Below are 16,697 nucleotides of genomic sequence, written 5' to 3'. Positions count from 1 at the left end.
CGGTGTCGGTTCTTCTGTTTGCGTGGCGACCTGGCTGGCGCGGTAGATAGAGAAGTTCCACCTGCATGACCTCAATTGAATCGCCGCCGACTTGGCCGTTTCTCGGCGGCCCTCGAGATTCGGTGGCGTTTCTCCGCACCAAGTCGAGTCACGCCCGAATAAGGGGCAGCCACAGGGTCGTTAGTTGTTCTTCGAGACCCCTCGTCTATCTATCTATGTGTCGCGACCCGCGTAGTTCTCTCACTTCCAGAGCGAAAACCCGCCGAGAAGCGATTGATGCAACGCGATAGTTCTGCACTGGCAGACGCGGAGCCCTTACCGACAGCGTGCGGCAGCGGCTCTTCTATCTAGCGCGTAGGGATGCGAATGCCGACCGTTTGGAGTCACCCGGGTTGCCGGGATTCATGAGGAAGATCAGCGATTCCCGAGCGAGCGGCATTCGCGTTCCGCCTCGCGCTCGGTGAGCTCGCCAATCACCTGCAACTCGGGCTGATAGATCCACAGGTCACCGGGGCCGTCGAGGAGAAATCCGAAGCTCAATTTCTCCTGGTCGCATCGCACGGGGCCCATCGTCAGGCTGACGGGCGTCCAGCGGCGTGAACCGCGAAACTCGAAGCTGCCGCTCTCTGCCGCCATGTCGGCCTGGCGCGATACCTTGGGCAGCTTGCCTTCCTTTGCTTCGCGACCGCTGGCAACCCAGAACCAGACGCGGCCCGCTTCGCGAGATGCGGCCCACATCGTCACACGCACGGTTTTCCCGTGATACGGCGTCGCATCGACCACCTGCCGTAACTGGCCCCATCCGGGTGACTTCTTGCTTCGCGCGCCGATGCAGAGCGGCTTGCCGTCCAGCGGAACGCGAAACACGTATTGGTCCATACGCACGCCCGCCCGCTGCCAGACGCCCGGTCCCGTCACCGGATCGTCATCGGGAAAAAACGCCCATGGCACCCGTCGCCGGGTCGCGCTTGATGACCTGCTGCCGCGACTGAGCCGCGGCCGCTACCAGATCGACGCTGTCGAGCGGATCGCCTGGCGCGGGCCGGCAGCGCGGGATCCTGCCGACGACCACGATCTCGGGCAACGCCGGCTCTTCCGCAGGTGCGAACGCTTCTGCCTGCTGGAATGCCGCGGACTGAGCCACGGCCATGATCAGGAAAGACGCCAACATCAAACCCCCACAGCGCTGGGCGATAACCAGATTCGCAACGAAGACTGAACCGTCGGGAAGACTATCTACTTCTACGGATCAGCCGGTCCGGCCTGGGTGAGCGTGGGCATGCCGTTGCCCGATTCACCGTAAACGACGCGCACGGTGCCAAAGGCCAGCTGGACGCCGTTACGCAGCGGCCTCGGACCGGCGGAGATCTGCTGGCCATCGACGAACGTGCCGTTCTTGCTGCCGAGGTCCTCGACGAGTGCGCCCGAACCGCTCACCAGGATGCGTGCGTGCCGGCGCGACACCATCGGGTCGTCGAGACGTACGCTCGCGGCCTCGTCGCGGCCGACGATGTTCTCGCCGGTAGCTAGTGACAGCCGTCGCTGTCCAAGAGTGAGCCAGCGGGCGGCCACGGACGGCAGCGCCGGCTCGCGCTGCGCCAGCGGCATCTCCAGCGCATAGCCCACGCGGTGTACGGTGCGGATCAGCGGCGCAGTACGGTCACGGTCGTCGAGCGCCGCGCGCAGCTGCTTGATCAGCGCAACCAGCGTCGCGTCCGCCACCACACCACTTGGCCACAGCCGCGCGTGCAGTTCGCGTTTTGATACCACTCGCGGCGCCCCATCGAGCAGCGCGGCCAGCAGCTCGAAGGCCTTGGGCGTCAGGTGGATGTCCATGCCTTCGCGCCTGACCCGCCGTGTCACCGGATCAAACTCGAACTTGCCGAAACGCATCATGCCTCGCCCCGATTCAGTCCTGTTTCGGCCCGGGTTTCGCCCCGACTGATCTTACGCCGGGTGCAAGTATCGGCCGCAACACCCCCGCTCAAACATTTCCACGGTGAGGCAAGCATGAACAGGATTTTCCGGATTGGCCTGGTGGCGATGGTAACGACTGGTCTGCTGGCCGGCTGTGGGCACGACAATGATTCTGCAGCGCCCCCGGTGGTGGTACCGCCGCCCCCGCCCCCGCCGCCGGAATGGAGTTCGCCCGTCGCCGTGGCTCCGGGCGGTTGCCCCATCGAAACGCGCGACGGCAAGCTGCTGTACACCGCAGCGGGCCCCGCCGACACGAATGGTCTGGACATCTGGGCCTTGCGGCGCAACGCATTGACCAACACCTACGACCTCAGGACCAAGCTCGGAGCGCCGGTCAGCGTTGATGGAGCCAACGACTTCTGCCCGATGCCTGGCAAGGACGACTGGCTGATGTTCGTGTCCACGCGGGACGGGGCGGACAAGTGCGGCGCACCCGGAGCGATGCCTGGCCTCACCGGATCGGACATCTTCGTGACGCGTTACACCGTGCAGGTCGCTGGCGACGGCAGTGCACTGCAGATGCAGGGCCACGGCGATCCGCTTCGCCTGGCCTGTTATCCCGACGGTCCGAACACCGTGGGCACGAAATTCAGCCCGTCGCTGCTCGGCACCCCTGAAGGCAGCCTCCTCTACTTTTCGAACAATCACGATGGTGTGGCTGCCACCGGCAGCCAGGATATCTTCGTCAGCGAGCTGCGGCCCGACGGCACCTACGGTCCCGGCGTGCCGGTCACCGAGCTGAACACGACCTTCGAGGACCAGCAGCCGAATGTCAGCCGCGACGGCCTGATCATCGTGTTCGCCTCCAACCGCGACGGCAACATGGACATCTTCATGTCCACGCGCGCGACGACCACGGGCACGTGGTCCACGCCGCGCAACCTCAGCGCGGTGTTCCACTTCTCTACGGCCGGATCGGCCGAAACCAGGCCTTCGCTCTCCTGGGATCAGCAGCGCCTGTATTACGGCGCAGATGGACAGGTGTATCTCAGCCAGAAGGGAGCGCCTTTCTAACGGGCGCCGACTAACTACCGCCTGACTAGCGAACGGGGGCGAGCCGTTTGAGTTCCTCGAACCAGTTCAGCACGGCCACGAGCGGCGTGCTGAACTGCTCCCCGGTCTGGACCATCAGGAAACGGCTGCCGTCCGGCGAAACATCGTAGGTCCGGCCACTGCCTTGCGAGCCCGCACCGGTGTAACCGGTGCCTTCGAACAGCCGGACCGGACGGCCGGGCGCAAAGCCCGGACCGGCGGCCACGGGAACGGACATCAGCGCGCCGCTGAAATTGCGATAGAACAGCTCGCGGCCATCGCGCGACCAGACCGGCTGGCGCCCACCCGCGGCGGAAACCTGCCAGCGACTGCCTTGATACGCATTCGGGTAGGGCCGCACATACACCTCGAACTGGCCGGACTCGTCCGAGTCGTACGCGACCCAGCGCTCGTCGGGCGAGACTTCCGCCCACAATTCATTGGCCGGGCCGTGGATCAGCGGCTCGCTCTTGCGCTGGCCGTCGAGCGTCATGAGGTAAATGTCGCGCTGCTGGCCCGCCACGTCGACGGAGACCAGCAGCCGCCCGTCGGGTGTGTAGCTGATCGGCATCTGCAGCGCATCGCTTGCGAGCAGACGTTCGGGTTCGCCGCTGCCGTCGGATGCCTGGCGATACACGTTCGAGACGCCGCTGCGTTCACTGCCGAAGGCAAGATGGCTGCCATCCGGACTCCAGGTGACGATCGGATTGCCGGTGGGATCCTTGGTGAAGCGTTCGAGCGTGCGGCGGCCGATATCCCACATCCAGATGTCGCGATCCGCCGCGTCCATCACGTCGATCGCCACACGCCTACCGTCGGGCGAGACGCGCGGATAGGCGTAACTCATGGCAGGTGCGCCGAGCGATGTGGCGTGACCGCGCCGGTCGACCCAAGCCAGCTGCCGTTCTTCTTTCGTCAGCGCAGCCTGGTAGATCAGCGTCCCGTCGTCCGAGACGTCGTAATCCAGCAGCCCTTCGGTGACGATCACCGGCACCGCGGTGCCCCGCGTCCGCAGCTGACTGATATCGAAGGGAACCGCGTAAAGCGTCCCGCCATTCACGTACAACAGATGTCCCGTGCTGGTGTATCGCGGCCGACCGCCGCCGCGCACCACCACTTGCCGCCGGCCAGTGACCAGGTCCAGCGCCTCGATGCGCGCACTCGGGAGGCTGGCGGCCATGCCATACACATTGCCGCGCGTTGGAATGACCGTGAACAGCACCGCCCGCCTGGCGGGCAGCGCTTGCACGGAGACGATCTGTTCACCCGCGGCAGGTGCTGCCAGTGCCACCGGCGGCGCACCGCCGCGCGCGGAAGTGCGGAAAAGTCCGGTCGAGCCGGCGAAGAAGATGTCGTCACCGGCCCAGACGCCCACGGCGGCCGATTGCCGGTCTGCCACCGTTGCCACAGGACCGCCATTGGCCGGAACCGTCCTGAGCGCCTCCCAACCCCTGAAACCCACCCACTCCCCGTCCGGTGAGAAGAACGGGTTGCCCTGGACGATATTGCTGGTCGCGACCAGCTTGCTCTCCAGACGGTCGCGCGACCGCACCACCAATCCGCGGTCGTCGAGGTAGGCAATGCGCGTACCGTCGGCGGAAATCGCCAGCCCACCTCCGGCATAGTTCTGCTCGGTGATGGCGAAGCGCGTGACCAGGGGAGCTGGAGCGTTGCCCCGTTGCGCAAACCATGCAGCAGTAACGGCCAGCGCCACGGCGAACGTGACTGACGCGGCGAGCACGCGGCGCCGTACCCAAGGATTGCGCGACGCGGCCCGGGCAGTGAACGGTCCGGTCGCAGTCGGCTCGCCGCCGGGGTGGTCGAGTGCGTCGAGCAGCTCGAGACGTGCATCGCCGATGTCGCGCAGCCGTCGCCGTCGGTCCTTCTCCAGGCAGCGCTGCAGCAGCCGCTGGATGCTGCCCGGCAGTTCTGCCGGCAATGCGGCGAAATCCGGCTCGCGCTCGATGACTTTCGCGATCACATCCGAGGGTGCTTCACCGCCGAAGGCGCGCGCGCCGCTCAACATCTCGTACAGCACGCAGCCGAAGGACCAGATATCCCCGCGTTTATCGACGGCCATGCCGCGAGCCTGCTCCGGGCTCATGTAGGCGGGCGTGCCGAGAATGCGCGCAGCGCCTCCGGGCGCTTCGGCCGCGGTCAGGGTGACATCCGCCGGGTTGCCCGTTGTCGAGGTCGGGTCCAGCACCTTGGCGATGCCGAAGTCCAGCAGCTTCACGGTGCCATCCGGCCGCAGCTTGACGTTGCCCGGCTTGAGGTCGCGGTGCACGATGCCGCGCTCGTGCGCAGCGTCCAGCGCCGTGGCGATCTGGGCTGCGATACCGAGTGCCTCGGGCACCGGCAATGCGCCGCGTGCGATGCGCTCCGACAGGGTTTCGCCCTCGACCAGCTCCAGCACCAGCGCGTGGCTGCCCTCGAGCACCACGATCTCGTGCAGGGCGGCAATGTTCGGCTGGTTGAGCGAAGCCAGCACCTGCGTCTCGCGCTCGAAGCGCGCCAAGCGCTGCGTATCGCGCACGAATTGCTCCGGCAGCAGCTTCAGCGCGACCTCGCGCCCGAGGCGCGAATCGCGCGCGCGATAGACCTCGCCCATGCCGCCCGCGCCGAGCAGTTCCAGAATTTCAAAGCGGCCGAGGCGTGATCCGGGAGCAGGCATCGATTTATCGTGTCGCGGCGGTGGGGGAGATGTCTGGCATGCGTACTCCTGGAGCTGTGGTCGGCGCTCTGGGGCGCGATCCATGTTGGCGTTGCGACTCTACCGCGAACCCGTTCCCGGTTGCTTCTCCAGCGTGAAGATCACGCGCCGTATTCAACGCTGCGCGCGTTGTAACCGCAGGCACCCTTGCCCGGCTTGAGGGTCTTCAGGACCATGGCCGCGTCTTCGCCAGCATTCTCGACGATCTGACGCAGCGGAAAATCAGCTACGCCGGGATGCGAATGCAACCGTCCGGTCTTCGTTCGCACCTTCGAGCTTCTCGAGGGCCTTCAGCGCGCGGATCAGCGCAACGCCACCACCCGGGAACACACCTTCTTCAACGGCGGCAAAACACCAGCAGCTATCTATTCGCGCCTCGAATCACGATGCTGTGAACTGTCGATTGCAAGCTGTCGCACTCGGCCTGTATCGTGACCCTGCATCTAACAAGGGAGATCGTCCGTGAAGAAAGGCTCCAATATCCTTGCCTTGTTTGGTCTCCTGCTGATCAGCGCATTGCCTCGGTACGCAATTGCGGACCCGATCCAGGACTTCGTCGATCAGCCCATTACCACCAAGGCGAGCGGCGAGAGCTTCACGCCCGCCGAAGCCCAGGCGCTCATCATCAAAGCTTGCACGAACCGCAAATGGATACCGCGCCTGGCCGAACCCGGAAAACTTTCGGTGAGCATCCTGGTTCGCGGCGTGCATTACGCCGAGGTTTCGATCCCGTATAGCGGCACGAAATATTCGATTCTCTACGTCACGAGCCGGGAACTCGACGCGAATGAAAAGAAGCGCAAGATCCATGGCAACTACAACAAATGGGTTGCCTCACTCAATGCTGAAATCGCGCGCACATTCGCGTTGGCGATGAGTGCTCCTTGAGCACCCCGGTTTTCGATAATCATTGACCGCGGCCTTGGCTGCGCCCCCTCGCCTGCGGGCATGACCGCGCAGGTGTCAATCCGCCGCCTGAGCGCGCAGACTGTCGCGCCATACCCTCTGGAGCTCCGCTTTGCACAACCACATGCCCATGATTCCCGGTGAACTGTCTTCTGACTTTCGCGCTCGAATTGCCCTCGAGCAGGCGCACTCGGACGAGGTTCGTCGAACTGAACTGCTGGAGCTTTCGGCAACTGCCAATGCACCCGACGCGCGGATTCGCGCCTGGGAGCGAACGCATGGACTCACTCTGCCACGCGACGCCGCGCATCCCGTTCTGAACTCGGTGGCGGCAGCGACTCGCCTGACTCTCGAGCAGGTGCATGCCGAACAGCGGCGCCGCTTGATGCCAGCGTCGTCGCAAGCCCAATTGCCACCAGTCGGCTGACCGAAATCCGCGAACCCCGAGGCCGGAAAATGAGAAGCGGCGCGGCCGCTTCACTTCGCCGTGGACATCTCCCTCAGGTATCCCACGGCAAGCGCGGTGAGATGCAGCTTGAGTCTCTGGAAATCGGCAAGACCACCGCCGCTTTCAATGACCGCCCGAGTGGGCGTGACGATTGAGCCAACCAGCATCCGGCTGACCATCTGTACCTGCGCAAACTCCGCGTCGCGCGCTGTGACCAACATTTGCTCGACGGCCTGGGCGCATCGGATCGACTCTCCTCTCACGATGGCGTCGGCATTGACGGCCGCCGACGGCAGGTAAAGCGCGCGCGATACTTCGGGCCTGCGCGTCTTGGCGTCGACGAACGCAGCCATCATCGTCGCGCACATCTCGCGGATTCCATCGCCGTGGCATGACCGGCACGCCGCAATCGTGGAATCGACAACCTCACCCACGTGCCGCTGGACCACGGCAGCAAGCAGCGCGCTCTTGTTAGGGAAGTATTGATAGAGCGAGCCGACGCCCACTCCAGCCCGCGCGGCGATCTGGGTCGTGGTGATCGCATCGAGTCCGTTGGCCAGCAAAACCTGAATGGTCGCCTCGAAAATCGAGTCGACGGTCACGTGCGAGCGACGCTGCCGCGGCTTTTTTCTGGGATCTAGCGAGTCAGTCCGATTCCGCTTCATATGCGAATAGTCGCCGACGATGAATGTGCGCAAGATAACGCGCATGCGCAAACTCGACCATGGCGAAAGCGTCGCACTCCTGCTCGCCTGCCTGGCGTTTGGCGTTCCCGGATTGGGCTGTGAGCCGCCTGCAGGCTTCATTAATCCAGTGCGTCCCGACATCGCGCCACTCGACGAGCTGGTGAGCGTTACCGAAGAGAAGATCATCGACCAGCCGCTCGCGGCGGTCTTGCAGGCCGCGAACCGGCCGTTGCGCATCGACGCGACCAAGGATCTGGCCGGCGTCAGCGGCACGTTCAGACTTTCGGAAGGACCGTATGGCACCGTTGGCGCGCGCAGGCTCGTCTGCAAGACCGACGGTAACTTCGCCGTCGAAGAAGTGGTCTTCACCGAATCGAACGATGCGGGCTCACGATTCAGGTACTTGGTCTGGAACTACACCGGCCCGAAGTTTCGCGACGTTGCCTATGCCGTCGGCGAGTTCGCGCGCACGCAACCAGCGCCTGACAAGACCCTCGTCACGTGGACCTATCGATTCGCGCTCAAGAACGGGGTCAGCGCCGAAGACAAATCGCGATTTCAGGAGATATTCCTGGGACGCGAGTTCCCGACGTGGATGCGCACGCAGTTAGACCGTCCACCTGACAACTCCGCATCGCGCCCCTGATGCACAGCAGCAAGGTTGGATCGAGCGATCCGCTTCCACCACGGCCACCATTGTCACCGGCAGGAGGAGCCGGAGGTACGGGTGGCGCCGGGCCAGGCAGAGGCAGCGCTAGCCAACTCGCTCTCAAGTCTCGTGCAATGCCCCGGCGATGTTCGCCCGCGCGGCACGAATCGCCGGCAACAGCCCGCCGGCCAAGCCGACTGCGCAGGCGAGCAGAACGGCGCCGATCGTCAGCGCCGGGGGAATAGATAGTGAGTAGACCAGTTGCGAGTCCCACACCGCGCCGCCCAACGTGCTGATGGTTGCGCCATCAAACAAGAGATAGGCGAACGCGGCTCCAGCGGCCGCTCCGATAAAAGCCAGCAGCAGCGCCTCGAACAGCACTCCGAAGGCAACTGCGAGGGCAGAGAACCCCAGCGCACGCAGTGTTGCCATCTCGACGCTCCTCGCCGCAACGGCCGAGTACATCGAGTTGAGCGCACTGAACAGCCCGCCAAGCGCCATGATCGAGCCGATGGAATAAGCCACCAACCGCAGGACCCGGTTGACCGATTCCGACGCGGTCGCGAGATATTCGGGCTCGCCACGCGCCACCAGTATCGATTTCGAGCTGTGCTCCACGGCGTCGTTGAATGCCGCGAGCTCGCGCGGTGAGCGCAGCGTGACGGTAAGGGAATTGAAGTAGTTGAGCTTGTACGCAGACATCACGGTCAGCGCATCGGCAACCACTTCCGACTCGCGCGCACCGTTGCCTCCGGCAAATGTGCCTACCACCTTCCAGTCACCGTCCTGAAGCCGAATGTTCTCGCCGATGCCGAGCCCATCGAATTGTGAGACCGCGCCGGCACCCACCACGAGCTCCTGCTTGCCGGACTCGAACATTCTGCCGGAGCGCAGTTGCAGCTCCGGTCGCATCGCGAAGTATTGTTCACCTACGCCGCGCAACGTGACATTGACATCGCTGTGGTCGCGCTTGCGCGAGACGGGCGCGACCAGAATGACTTCACCCGACGCCACGGGTCTGCCACGCGAGTCTCTCGTGACCTGCGGGTAATCCATGATCGTCGCGATTTCCTGGCGAGACAGGGAGCTCTCGGATTCCGCGGTTGCGCGGTGCGTGAGCACAATGGCACGCGCGTCGTTAGCGTCGCCTTCGATCGTCGCCCTGAAGCTCGTCGACATGGCCAGGATCGGAATGAACACGCCCACCGCACCCGCGATGCCGATGACGATCACCAGCGAGTTGCCGAGCCTGCGCGGGATGTTCCGCAGGTTCATGGCAGTGATCGCAAATGTCTGGCTGAAGAAGTTCATGCGCTCACTGCCGGCGTAGTGCGGCGGCCATCGGCATGCGCGACAAGGTCCACGCCGGCAATGCCGCGCCGACAAATGCCAGGATGGCCGCGCATGACAGCCCCATCACCGCCACCTTCGCGGACACGACGATGGAGCCGAAGTCTTCCTGCCATTGAGGCGCGAGCAACCGCGCCAGCCCCAGGCCAACCAGTGCCGGCGGCAGGTAGAGCAACAGTGCTTCGGCAAACGCCAGGCCCAGCACGTGATTGCCGGAGTATCCCAATGCCTTGAGCACCGCGAACTCGCGGGAGCGATCCTGCAACGACTGTCGCAATGTGTTCCCGGTCAGGAAGGCCAGCGTGAACAGCACCGCCCCCAGGATGGCGTTGGTGAACAGCCTCACGTCACCCATCTGCTTGGCGCCAGCTTCGGCGCGTTCCTGCTGCGACCGCGTACGGGACTCGTGCGCCGAATTGGCGAAGATGCGGTCGATGGCTGCCGCCGTCGCGATGGCCCGGGTGGGATCCTGGATCTCGACATAAAATATTTCAGCGGTATTGCGTTCCGTCGCTCGACTGGAATCCAGGTAGTCGTAGTTGATCACGCCGAAGTAGGTAGTCTCCGGCATGGTGAATGTGCCGAGGATGTTGAAGGTCCAGTCCGGGTTGCCATTCGTCTGCAACGTGCGCGATCGAACGGTGACCGTATCGCCCACTTTCCATTTCAAGACTTGCAGCAGCTCGGGGGTCGCCAGCAACCCGGCGCGGGTCCGGCGCATGGCGTCGAGATTTTTGCGATCGACTTTCGCGCCGCGCAGCATGCGGAAGAACAAGTCCGGCTCGGTAGCGATCGCGGCAAGGGAGTATTCCGCGCTGCGGCTGTCGTCCTGCATGAAGTACGCGCGCGGCGCCACGGCCTTCACGCCGGGCACATTCCGTATCTTCGTCATGGCCGAGATCGGCATGTTCGCGCCACCGCGAACCCGTGTGCCCGTGACGAGGAAATTGCGATTGGCGGCGGCAATCGCCCGGTCGAAGCCCGCGTTCACGCCCTGCAGCAGGCCTAGCAACACGAACGCGATGACGATGCTGCTGGCCGTGAGAATCGAGCGAACTGGTCTTCGCCACAATCCAGCCCACACGAGAGGCATGAATTTCATGCCGCGGCAGTCTAGCGGGAACCGGCGCGGGATGACATCCAGCTCGAGCTCGCGTGATGCCCGCCGCCGGCCTCTATCTACAAAACTCTGAACGCCCGGATCTTTTTGTCAGCTCGACGTCAGAAAGTTATCCACCACCTCGGTGAATGCTTGTGGATTCTCGCGCGGCGACCCATGCCCGGCCGCCGGAATCGTGGCCGATCGGGCTCGAGGGATGCGTCGCGACAACTCTTCGTCGATGCGCCGGTGGATGGCGATGGTCTTCTCGCCCGTGATCACGAGCACCGGCATGCTGAGCCGGCGGAGACTCGCGCGCGGGATGTCCGGATAGGGATCCTGGCTGCGCGCCATCATCTTGAAGAAGCCGGCATTCTGCATGACGCCGAGCCGCGCTTCGGGCGGCAGCGCGTCGAAGCGCCCCGGCGTCGCGAAACCGTCGACGAAGAATCGCATCGCGCCCTCCTCATCACCTGCAGCGAACGCCGCGCTCGCCGGGTTCTGGATTCGTGTCATGAAATCCTGATACAGCGCGTCGCCTTCGGGAAATCGCTTCGCCATCGCAAGAATGGGCGGTTCGGCAATGATCAACCTGCGCACCATGCGCGGATTGTCGATGGCGAACGTCAAGGCCGTCGCCGCGCCCATGGAGGTGCCAATGAGATTGACGCGTTTGAGTCGCAAGGCCTTGATGAACGCGTACAGGTCTGCCGCTTCGGTCTTCGCGGAATGATCAGTCGCGGTTTGTGGATTCTGGTTCGGAAAGTTGAAGCGGCGGCTGTACGAGATGACGTGGTAGTAGCGCGAGAGCTCGGCCATCTGCGGCTCCCAGGAGCGGTAATCCCCCTGGCCACCGTGCAGCAGGATCACGGGTTCGCCGGTACCGGCACTGATGTAATGCAGGTCGACGCCGTTGACGTGGATCTTCGTGGGAGCGGGAGGTGCCGCATGTGCGGCCGCGGCCAACGAGGTGAGCAAGAGCGCCGCGATGCTTTTCAAAAGTTGTGCTCCAGGAGGTCGGGACCTCAACAGGTGTACCACGATCGCGGATCGCGCCTTGAAAGCCACGTATCCCCCCGCCCGCAAGGCAAAGGTACAGCTGTCGCAGTGGCGTCAACTTCCAGCTTTCATTCTCCTTCCCACCGCCGCCGCGAACCGCTCCACGCTCCCGGCGGCGAACGGAAAAAACAAGCTCGGCTCGATCAACTCCAGCTCGAGCACGACCGGCTCGCCGGCCTGATCTCGTATCAGGTCAACCCGCGCATAGAGAGGAACATCGAGGGGCACTGCTCGTAGCGCCCGGGCGCCCACGCTTCGCTCTGCCGCGTCCGGCGTTCGTGCCGTGATCGTCTCCTTCGCGAACAGTTCGGTCGTCGGGCCTTCCTTTCGCTTCAGGAGCGGGCCCTTCCGGATCGCGTGGCTGAATTCGCCCTCGAAGTAGATGAGCGCCGTTTCGCCATGCTCATCCACCCTGCTCAAGTACGGCTGCAGCAGCACACTTCGGTTCTCGTTCAACATTCGCAGGGCGTGCCGGGCTGCATCGGCCTTCTCTTCGCGCCCAAACCGCTGTGCATCGCGAGAGCCCGCGCCGATCGCCGGCTTGATGACGAACTCCTGGGTTTCGAACTGGCTCAACAGCTCCGCGATTCGCAGGTCCGCTCGCTCACCCGGCTCGATGAACTTCGTCGGCACCGTTGGCACCTCCTTTTTCGCGAGGTCGTTCAGGTAGTGCTTGTCCGAGCTCCACTTCACGAGCGGCAGCGGGTTGAGCAGCACCGTCTTCCGGCTAACTTCTTCCGTCCACCCGAGGAAATCCGTCAGCCGATCCGGGTAGTCCCATGTCGAACGCAGCAACGCGATGTCGAACCGGCTCCAGTCGTGCGGCCGGTCCCACTCCGCAATCGTCACGTCCGCGCCGGCGTTGCGCAGCGCGGATTCCAGCGGGGGCAGGTCTTCGTCAAGATCACGCGCGGCTACCGCGGTGACCAATGCAATAGTTGGTTTACTCATCTTCACGGATGTTCTCATCCGCAGCGACTACAGGGCCACCCTCGCTCTAGCGGCTGTACTGCAGTAGCCAGCTGTAGATGCTCTGGTCATAGCGATCGTATTGAGGCAACCCCTGAGCGCTACCTGTCAGACCGAGAATCGGTAGTTCGACATCGTTGTGGCCGATGCCATCCAGCACCGTGACCTTGGCCCGTACCGGCGGACTGCAGGCGTTGATCGAGGCCACGGTGTTGACCTGATCCATGTAGGGAACGGTGGCATCGAGCTTGCCGATGAAGGCCCATGATGGTGTCTGTCCGAGTGTGCAGCCCACGGAAGACCCATAACCTCCTGAGATCGGGAATATGGCCGCGAGCTGCTGCGGATAGTTGACGACATAGTCCCAGGTGTTTCCAGACCCCTGACTGTGTCCGCCCATGTAAATGCGCGAGGTGTCGACCTTGTAGGTGTTGATCGCGTAGTCGATGAATCGCTTGGTTTGCGCGGCCGTCTCGGTGAATCTCAGCGGGTCCAAGCAGCGCTGCGGCGAAAGAACGATGAAAGGCTGGGAATCATTCCAACGGCCGTCATTGATGATCTTCACCAGATTGCCGCCCGTGAGAATCGACAGTGGCGCCTGCACGGTCGAAGAATTCAGAAATCGGGCGTTGAACCAGCCATGTTGATAGATGATCAGCGGGAACTTCTGATTCGGATCGGCGCTGTAGTTCACGGGCAGGTGTTCGTAGTAGCCCATGTGCCCGCTGGTGGTGCCGATGTCCCTGGCGGTTGTTTTTCTGAACGCTCCGTCAGTGACCCGAACCATCCGCACGACTTCGGCGGCCGGCAGTTGTGCACCGTTCTTCACGTTGTAGCGGACGAGGTAGTCACCCACGACGTTCGTGTTGACACCGGTCAATCCGCTGACCTGAATCTGGTTGCTGATATCGCCCGCGCGCGGATCGAGTGCGTAGGCACCTGCGTCCATGTACTGGGTTCCCAAGGGGTGACTGACGACCTTGTCGCCTAACAACGTGATGACCGGCTGGTCCACGTTGTGGGCATCAATGGGCACGGTGGACATGCACTCCAGGTACAACGGATCCGCGGCTGCAGGCGCGGGCGCCGGATTGGACGGCGCGGCGGCGCTATCCCCACCGCCACCGCCGCAGCCGGCAGGTGACATGAGGCAGATCGCCACGAGCAAGGTGACAGCCAACCGCTTGGGTCCCAGTTCGGTGATACGCATGCCACAAGTGTACCCATCACCAACTGCGGGCCCGCTAGAATTCATCCTCACCACTTCTCTTTCCCCGGGGTCTGTCATGTGTGAGCGCGATTCGAATGACGATATCCTTCGCGGCAACGAACTTTCGCGCCGCCAGTTCGGCGCCTTAGGGTTAGGCGCGGCGCTGGCCACGATGCTGCCCCCGATCGCATCGGCCGCAGAAGTCTCCGAGTCCGAAGTGGAGATCAAGACTCCCGACGGCACCTGCGATGCGCACTTCGTGCATCCCGCCAAGGCCACTGCCGCCGTGCTGGTGTGGCCGGACATCTTCGGTTTGCGCCCCGCATTCCGCGCCATGGGCAAACGCCTGGCGGAATCTGGCTATGCCGTACTCACGGTCAACCCCTTCTATCGTTCCATCAAAGGAACACCTGCCAGTCGTGAGGACGCGTTCAGCTACGCGCGCACGCTCAGTGCCACCACACATGTGTCCGATGCGCAGGCCTTCGTGACCTGGCTGGATGCGCAGAAGGCAGTAGATAGACACCGCAAGATCGGCACCACGGGATACTGCATGGGCGGACCCATCGTGATGAGAACTGCGGCCACGCTGCCGAAACGCATCGGCGCCGGCTGTTCCTTCCACGGCGGTGGATTGACCACGACTAACGAGGACAGCCCTCACCTCCTGATCCCGAAGATGAAAGCCAGCATGCTGATCGCCATCGCGGACAACGACGATCAGAAAGACCCGACGTCGAAGGACATCCTGCGCAAGGCGTTCGACGATGCGAAGGTGTCGGCGGAGATCGAGGTGTACAAGGGCGCGAATCACGGCTGGATGCCGCCGGATTCGCAGAATTACAATGCGGAAGCGGCCGAGCGAGGGTGGGCACGCAAGCTGGAGCTGTTCAAGAAGGCGCTGGCGTAGCGATCGGTGAGCGCAGGCAATGCAGAACGGCTGACCCTCGAAAAGATTCGAAGTGACCCGTCGTCGAAAACCTGGGTCGTCGATTGCGGGCACGACATCATGATCGACAAGCCAGATGAGCTCACGAGCACTCTCGTGGGCCTGACCTGAGCGCCAATCCGCACTCAAGTGCCGCAGTACGTCCGAAGCACGCGTTCGGCCGGCGCTGGCGGCTGCTCGAACTCAGCGCAGCCAGGCTGATCGTCGTAAGGATGTTCGAGGATGTTCAGAAGCTTAAGAAACGGCCCGAAATCCCCGTGCGTGGAGGCTGCTTCGAGCACCGCCTCCACCCGGTGGTTGCGCGGAATGAATGCGGGATTCACGCGGCGCATGTTCGCGGCGCGCTCCGCGGCTTTCTGCGGCTCGCTTGCGAGGCGCTCTCGCCAGCGCCGCAGCCAGTCCGCGATGTCAGAGGAGGATGCGAACAGCTCGAGTAGTGAGGCGTCGTTGGCCGGCTCGTCCGCACACCGCGCGAGGCGGCGAAACGTCAGGGTGAAATCGGCATCGGCCGATTGCATCGCTGCAAGCAGAGTTCTGATGAGATCGACATCGCCTTCCTGTTCGCCAGCCAAGCCGATCTTGCGCCGCATGCGTGTCAGGAGCCGGGCATCGAACACCGGCATGAAGTCCTTGATGACCGCTGTCGCGATCTCGACTGCTTTCCCGGTGTCCGAATCGATCAGTGGTAGCAGCGTTTCGGCGAACCGCGCGAGATTCCATTGCGCAATGGCGGGCTGATTGCCATACACATACCGGCCGGCACGGTCGATGGAGCTGAAGACTGTGTTCGTGTCGTAGTTATCCATGAATGCGCACGGTCCGTAGTCGATCGTCTCACCCGAGATGGCCACGTTGTCCGTGTTCATGACGCCATGGATGAAGCCCACACTCATCCAATCCGTAATGAGCGCGGCTTGGCGCTGCGCGACGGCTTCGAGCACCGCCAGCGCGGGAACGTCGGTGCCGCGCGCTTGGCTGTAGTGCCGTGTGATGACGTAGTCGAGCAGCTGACTGACCGCATCGTGATCGTTGCGAGCCGCGAAGTACTCAAAGGTGCCGACACGAATGTGACTGGCAGCCACACGCGTCAGCACGGCGCCTGGCAGAAGACCTTCGCGGACAACTTGCTCGCCGGTCGTGACTACCGCCAGAGAGCGCGTGGTTGGAACGCCGAGCGCATGCATCGCTTCGCTGACGAGGTATTCCCGCAGCATGGGCCCGAGCGCTGCGCGTCCATCGCCATTGCGCGAGAACGGCGTCCGTCCCGAGCCCTTGAGCTGGATGTCGCGCCGCACGCCGTCGCGCCCCACCCGCTCTCCGAGCAGAATGGCGCGACCATCACCGAGTTGCGGCACGAAGCCGCCGAACTGATGACCCGCGTAGGCCAAAGCGATTGGATCGGCATCATCGGGCGTTTGATTGCCTGAAAACAATGTTGCGCCTTCGCGCTCGAGGACGGCTGGATCGAAGTCGAGCTCTTCAGCCAGACGGGAGTTGAATACGACTAGTCGTGGATCCTTCACAGGCGCAGGCGCGACCCGCGCGTAGAACCGCGAAGGTAGTACGGAATAAGTGTTTTGGAGACCGAGCCGCATGAGGGCGGCAGTGTATCTCGCTCAGCGCAATCTCAGCGCCGGCCCGCGCGCCCGC

18 protein-coding genes are annotated in these 16,697 nt (G+C 63.5%); 6 read left to right on the top strand and 12 right to left on the bottom strand.

Translation table 11 applies throughout. The features are described from left to right. Positions 1 to 414: 414 nt before the first annotated feature. The 3 genes from WDO72_13640 to WDO72_13630 form a co-directional block, all read right to left on the bottom strand. Positions 415 to 918 (bottom strand): hypothetical protein, encoded by a 504-nt coding sequence (locus WDO72_13640; protein MEJ0086724.1) that lies wholly within the window; start codon positions 916 to 918, stop codon positions 415 to 417. A gap of 7 nt (positions 919 to 925) precedes the next feature. After that, on the bottom strand, positions 926 to 1,150 hold the full coding sequence (locus WDO72_13635) for a hypothetical protein (GenBank protein ID MEJ0086723.1): 225 nt from the start codon (positions 1,148 to 1,150) through the stop codon (positions 926 to 928). 92 nt (positions 1,151 to 1,242) lie between these two features. Continuing rightward, positions 1,243 to 1,896 carry an FHA domain-containing protein gene (locus tag WDO72_13630; GenBank protein MEJ0086722.1) on the bottom strand — a complete coding sequence of 218 codons (654 nt, stop codon included), beginning with the start codon at positions 1,894 to 1,896 and terminating at the stop codon, positions 1,243 to 1,245. 114 nt (positions 1,897 to 2,010) lie between these two features. Between WDO72_13630 and WDO72_13625 the strand changes: the two genes are divergently transcribed. Further along, positions 2,011 to 2,991: a hypothetical protein gene (locus tag WDO72_13625; protein ID MEJ0086721.1), complete on the top strand. Its 981-nt coding sequence runs from the start codon at positions 2,011 to 2,013 to the stop codon at positions 2,989 to 2,991. Between the two features lie 25 nt (positions 2,992 to 3,016). Here WDO72_13625 and WDO72_13620 read toward each other — a convergent pair whose 3' ends face one another. Continuing rightward, the gene (locus WDO72_13620; protein ID MEJ0086720.1) at positions 3,017 to 5,683 is read right to left on the bottom strand and encodes a protein kinase; all 2,667 of its coding nucleotides are present in this window, start codon (positions 5,681 to 5,683) and stop codon (positions 3,017 to 3,019) included. A gap of 140 nt (positions 5,684 to 5,823) precedes the next feature. After that, on the bottom strand, positions 5,824 to 5,991 hold the full coding sequence (locus WDO72_13615) for a hypothetical protein (GenBank protein MEJ0086719.1): 168 nt from the start codon (positions 5,989 to 5,991) through the stop codon (positions 5,824 to 5,826). 193 nt (positions 5,992 to 6,184) lie between these two features. Between WDO72_13615 and WDO72_13610 the strand changes: the two genes are divergently transcribed. Then, entirely contained in the window at positions 6,185 to 6,610 is a 426-nt protein-coding gene (locus WDO72_13610; GenBank protein MEJ0086718.1) for a hypothetical protein, read from the top strand. A 148-nt stretch (positions 6,611 to 6,758) separates the two neighbouring features. Continuing rightward, positions 6,759 to 7,055, top strand: coding sequence for a hypothetical protein (locus WDO72_13605; protein ID MEJ0086717.1), 297 nt, complete (start codon positions 6,759 to 6,761; stop codon positions 7,053 to 7,055). A gap of 50 nt (positions 7,056 to 7,105) precedes the next feature. On the opposite strand, the gene WDO72_13600 is transcribed toward WDO72_13605, so the two are convergent. Then, positions 7,106 to 7,774, bottom strand: coding sequence for a TetR/AcrR family transcriptional regulator (locus tag WDO72_13600; GenBank protein ID MEJ0086716.1), 669 nt, complete (start codon positions 7,772 to 7,774; stop codon positions 7,106 to 7,108). Between WDO72_13600 and WDO72_13595 the strand changes: the two genes are divergently transcribed. Next, positions 7,761 to 8,408, top strand: coding sequence for a hypothetical protein (locus WDO72_13595; GenBank protein MEJ0086715.1), 648 nt, complete (start codon positions 7,761 to 7,763; stop codon positions 8,406 to 8,408). The two genes, WDO72_13600 and WDO72_13595, sit on opposite strands and share 14 nt — an antisense overlap. Positions 8,409 to 8,531: 123 nt before the next feature. Here WDO72_13595 and WDO72_13590 read toward each other — a convergent pair whose 3' ends face one another. The 5 genes from WDO72_13590 to WDO72_13570 all read right to left on the bottom strand — a co-directional run bounded on the left by WDO72_13590 (position 8,532) and on the right by WDO72_13570 (position 14,098). After that, positions 8,532 to 9,722: an ABC transporter permease gene (locus tag WDO72_13590; protein ID MEJ0086714.1), complete on the bottom strand. Its 1,191-nt coding sequence runs from the start codon at positions 9,720 to 9,722 to the stop codon at positions 8,532 to 8,534. Positions 9,723 to 9,726: 4 nt separating this feature from the next. Next, complete coding sequence (locus WDO72_13585) at positions 9,727 to 10,863, bottom strand: ABC transporter permease (protein ID MEJ0086713.1); 1,137 nt, start codon at positions 10,861 to 10,863, stop codon at positions 9,727 to 9,729. Between the two features lie 108 nt (positions 10,864 to 10,971). Continuing rightward, positions 10,972 to 11,859 (bottom strand): alpha/beta hydrolase, encoded by an 888-nt coding sequence (locus WDO72_13580; GenBank protein ID MEJ0086712.1) that lies wholly within the window; start codon positions 11,857 to 11,859, stop codon positions 10,972 to 10,974. A gap of 114 nt (positions 11,860 to 11,973) precedes the next feature. Next, positions 11,974 to 12,876 (bottom strand): hypothetical protein, encoded by a 903-nt coding sequence (locus WDO72_13575; protein ID MEJ0086711.1) that lies wholly within the window; start codon positions 12,874 to 12,876, stop codon positions 11,974 to 11,976. Between the two features lie 40 nt (positions 12,877 to 12,916). Further along, positions 12,917 to 14,098, bottom strand: a complete 1,182-nt coding sequence (locus WDO72_13570; GenBank protein MEJ0086710.1) for an immunoglobulin-like domain-containing protein — start codon at positions 14,096 to 14,098, stop codon at positions 12,917 to 12,919. A 76-nt stretch (positions 14,099 to 14,174) separates the two neighbouring features. Here WDO72_13570 and WDO72_13565 point away from each other — a divergent pair, with 76 nt between their 5' ends. Together WDO72_13565 and WDO72_13560 are read left to right on the top strand one after the other, a co-directional pair. Next, a complete protein-coding gene (locus WDO72_13565; protein ID MEJ0086709.1) occupies positions 14,175 to 15,008 on the top strand; it encodes a dienelactone hydrolase family protein in 834 nt (277 codons plus the stop codon). A gap of 6 nt (positions 15,009 to 15,014) precedes the next feature. Further along, positions 15,015 to 15,158: a hypothetical protein gene (locus WDO72_13560; GenBank protein MEJ0086708.1), complete on the top strand. Its 144-nt coding sequence runs from the start codon at positions 15,015 to 15,017 to the stop codon at positions 15,156 to 15,158. Between the two features lie 14 nt (positions 15,159 to 15,172). On the opposite strand, the gene WDO72_13555 is transcribed toward WDO72_13560, so the two are convergent. Continuing rightward, positions 15,173 to 16,642, bottom strand: coding sequence for a YdiU family protein (locus WDO72_13555; GenBank protein ID MEJ0086707.1), 1,470 nt, complete (start codon positions 16,640 to 16,642; stop codon positions 15,173 to 15,175). Between the last annotated feature and the right edge of the window lie 55 nt (positions 16,643 to 16,697).

This window comes from Pseudomonadota bacterium, assembly GCA_037200975.1.
GTDB lineage: Bacteria > Pseudomonadota > Gammaproteobacteria > Steroidobacterales > Steroidobacteraceae > CADEED01.
Note: the sequence above shows the minus strand (reverse complement) of the source record. Positions and strands in the feature narration are given on the sequence as shown.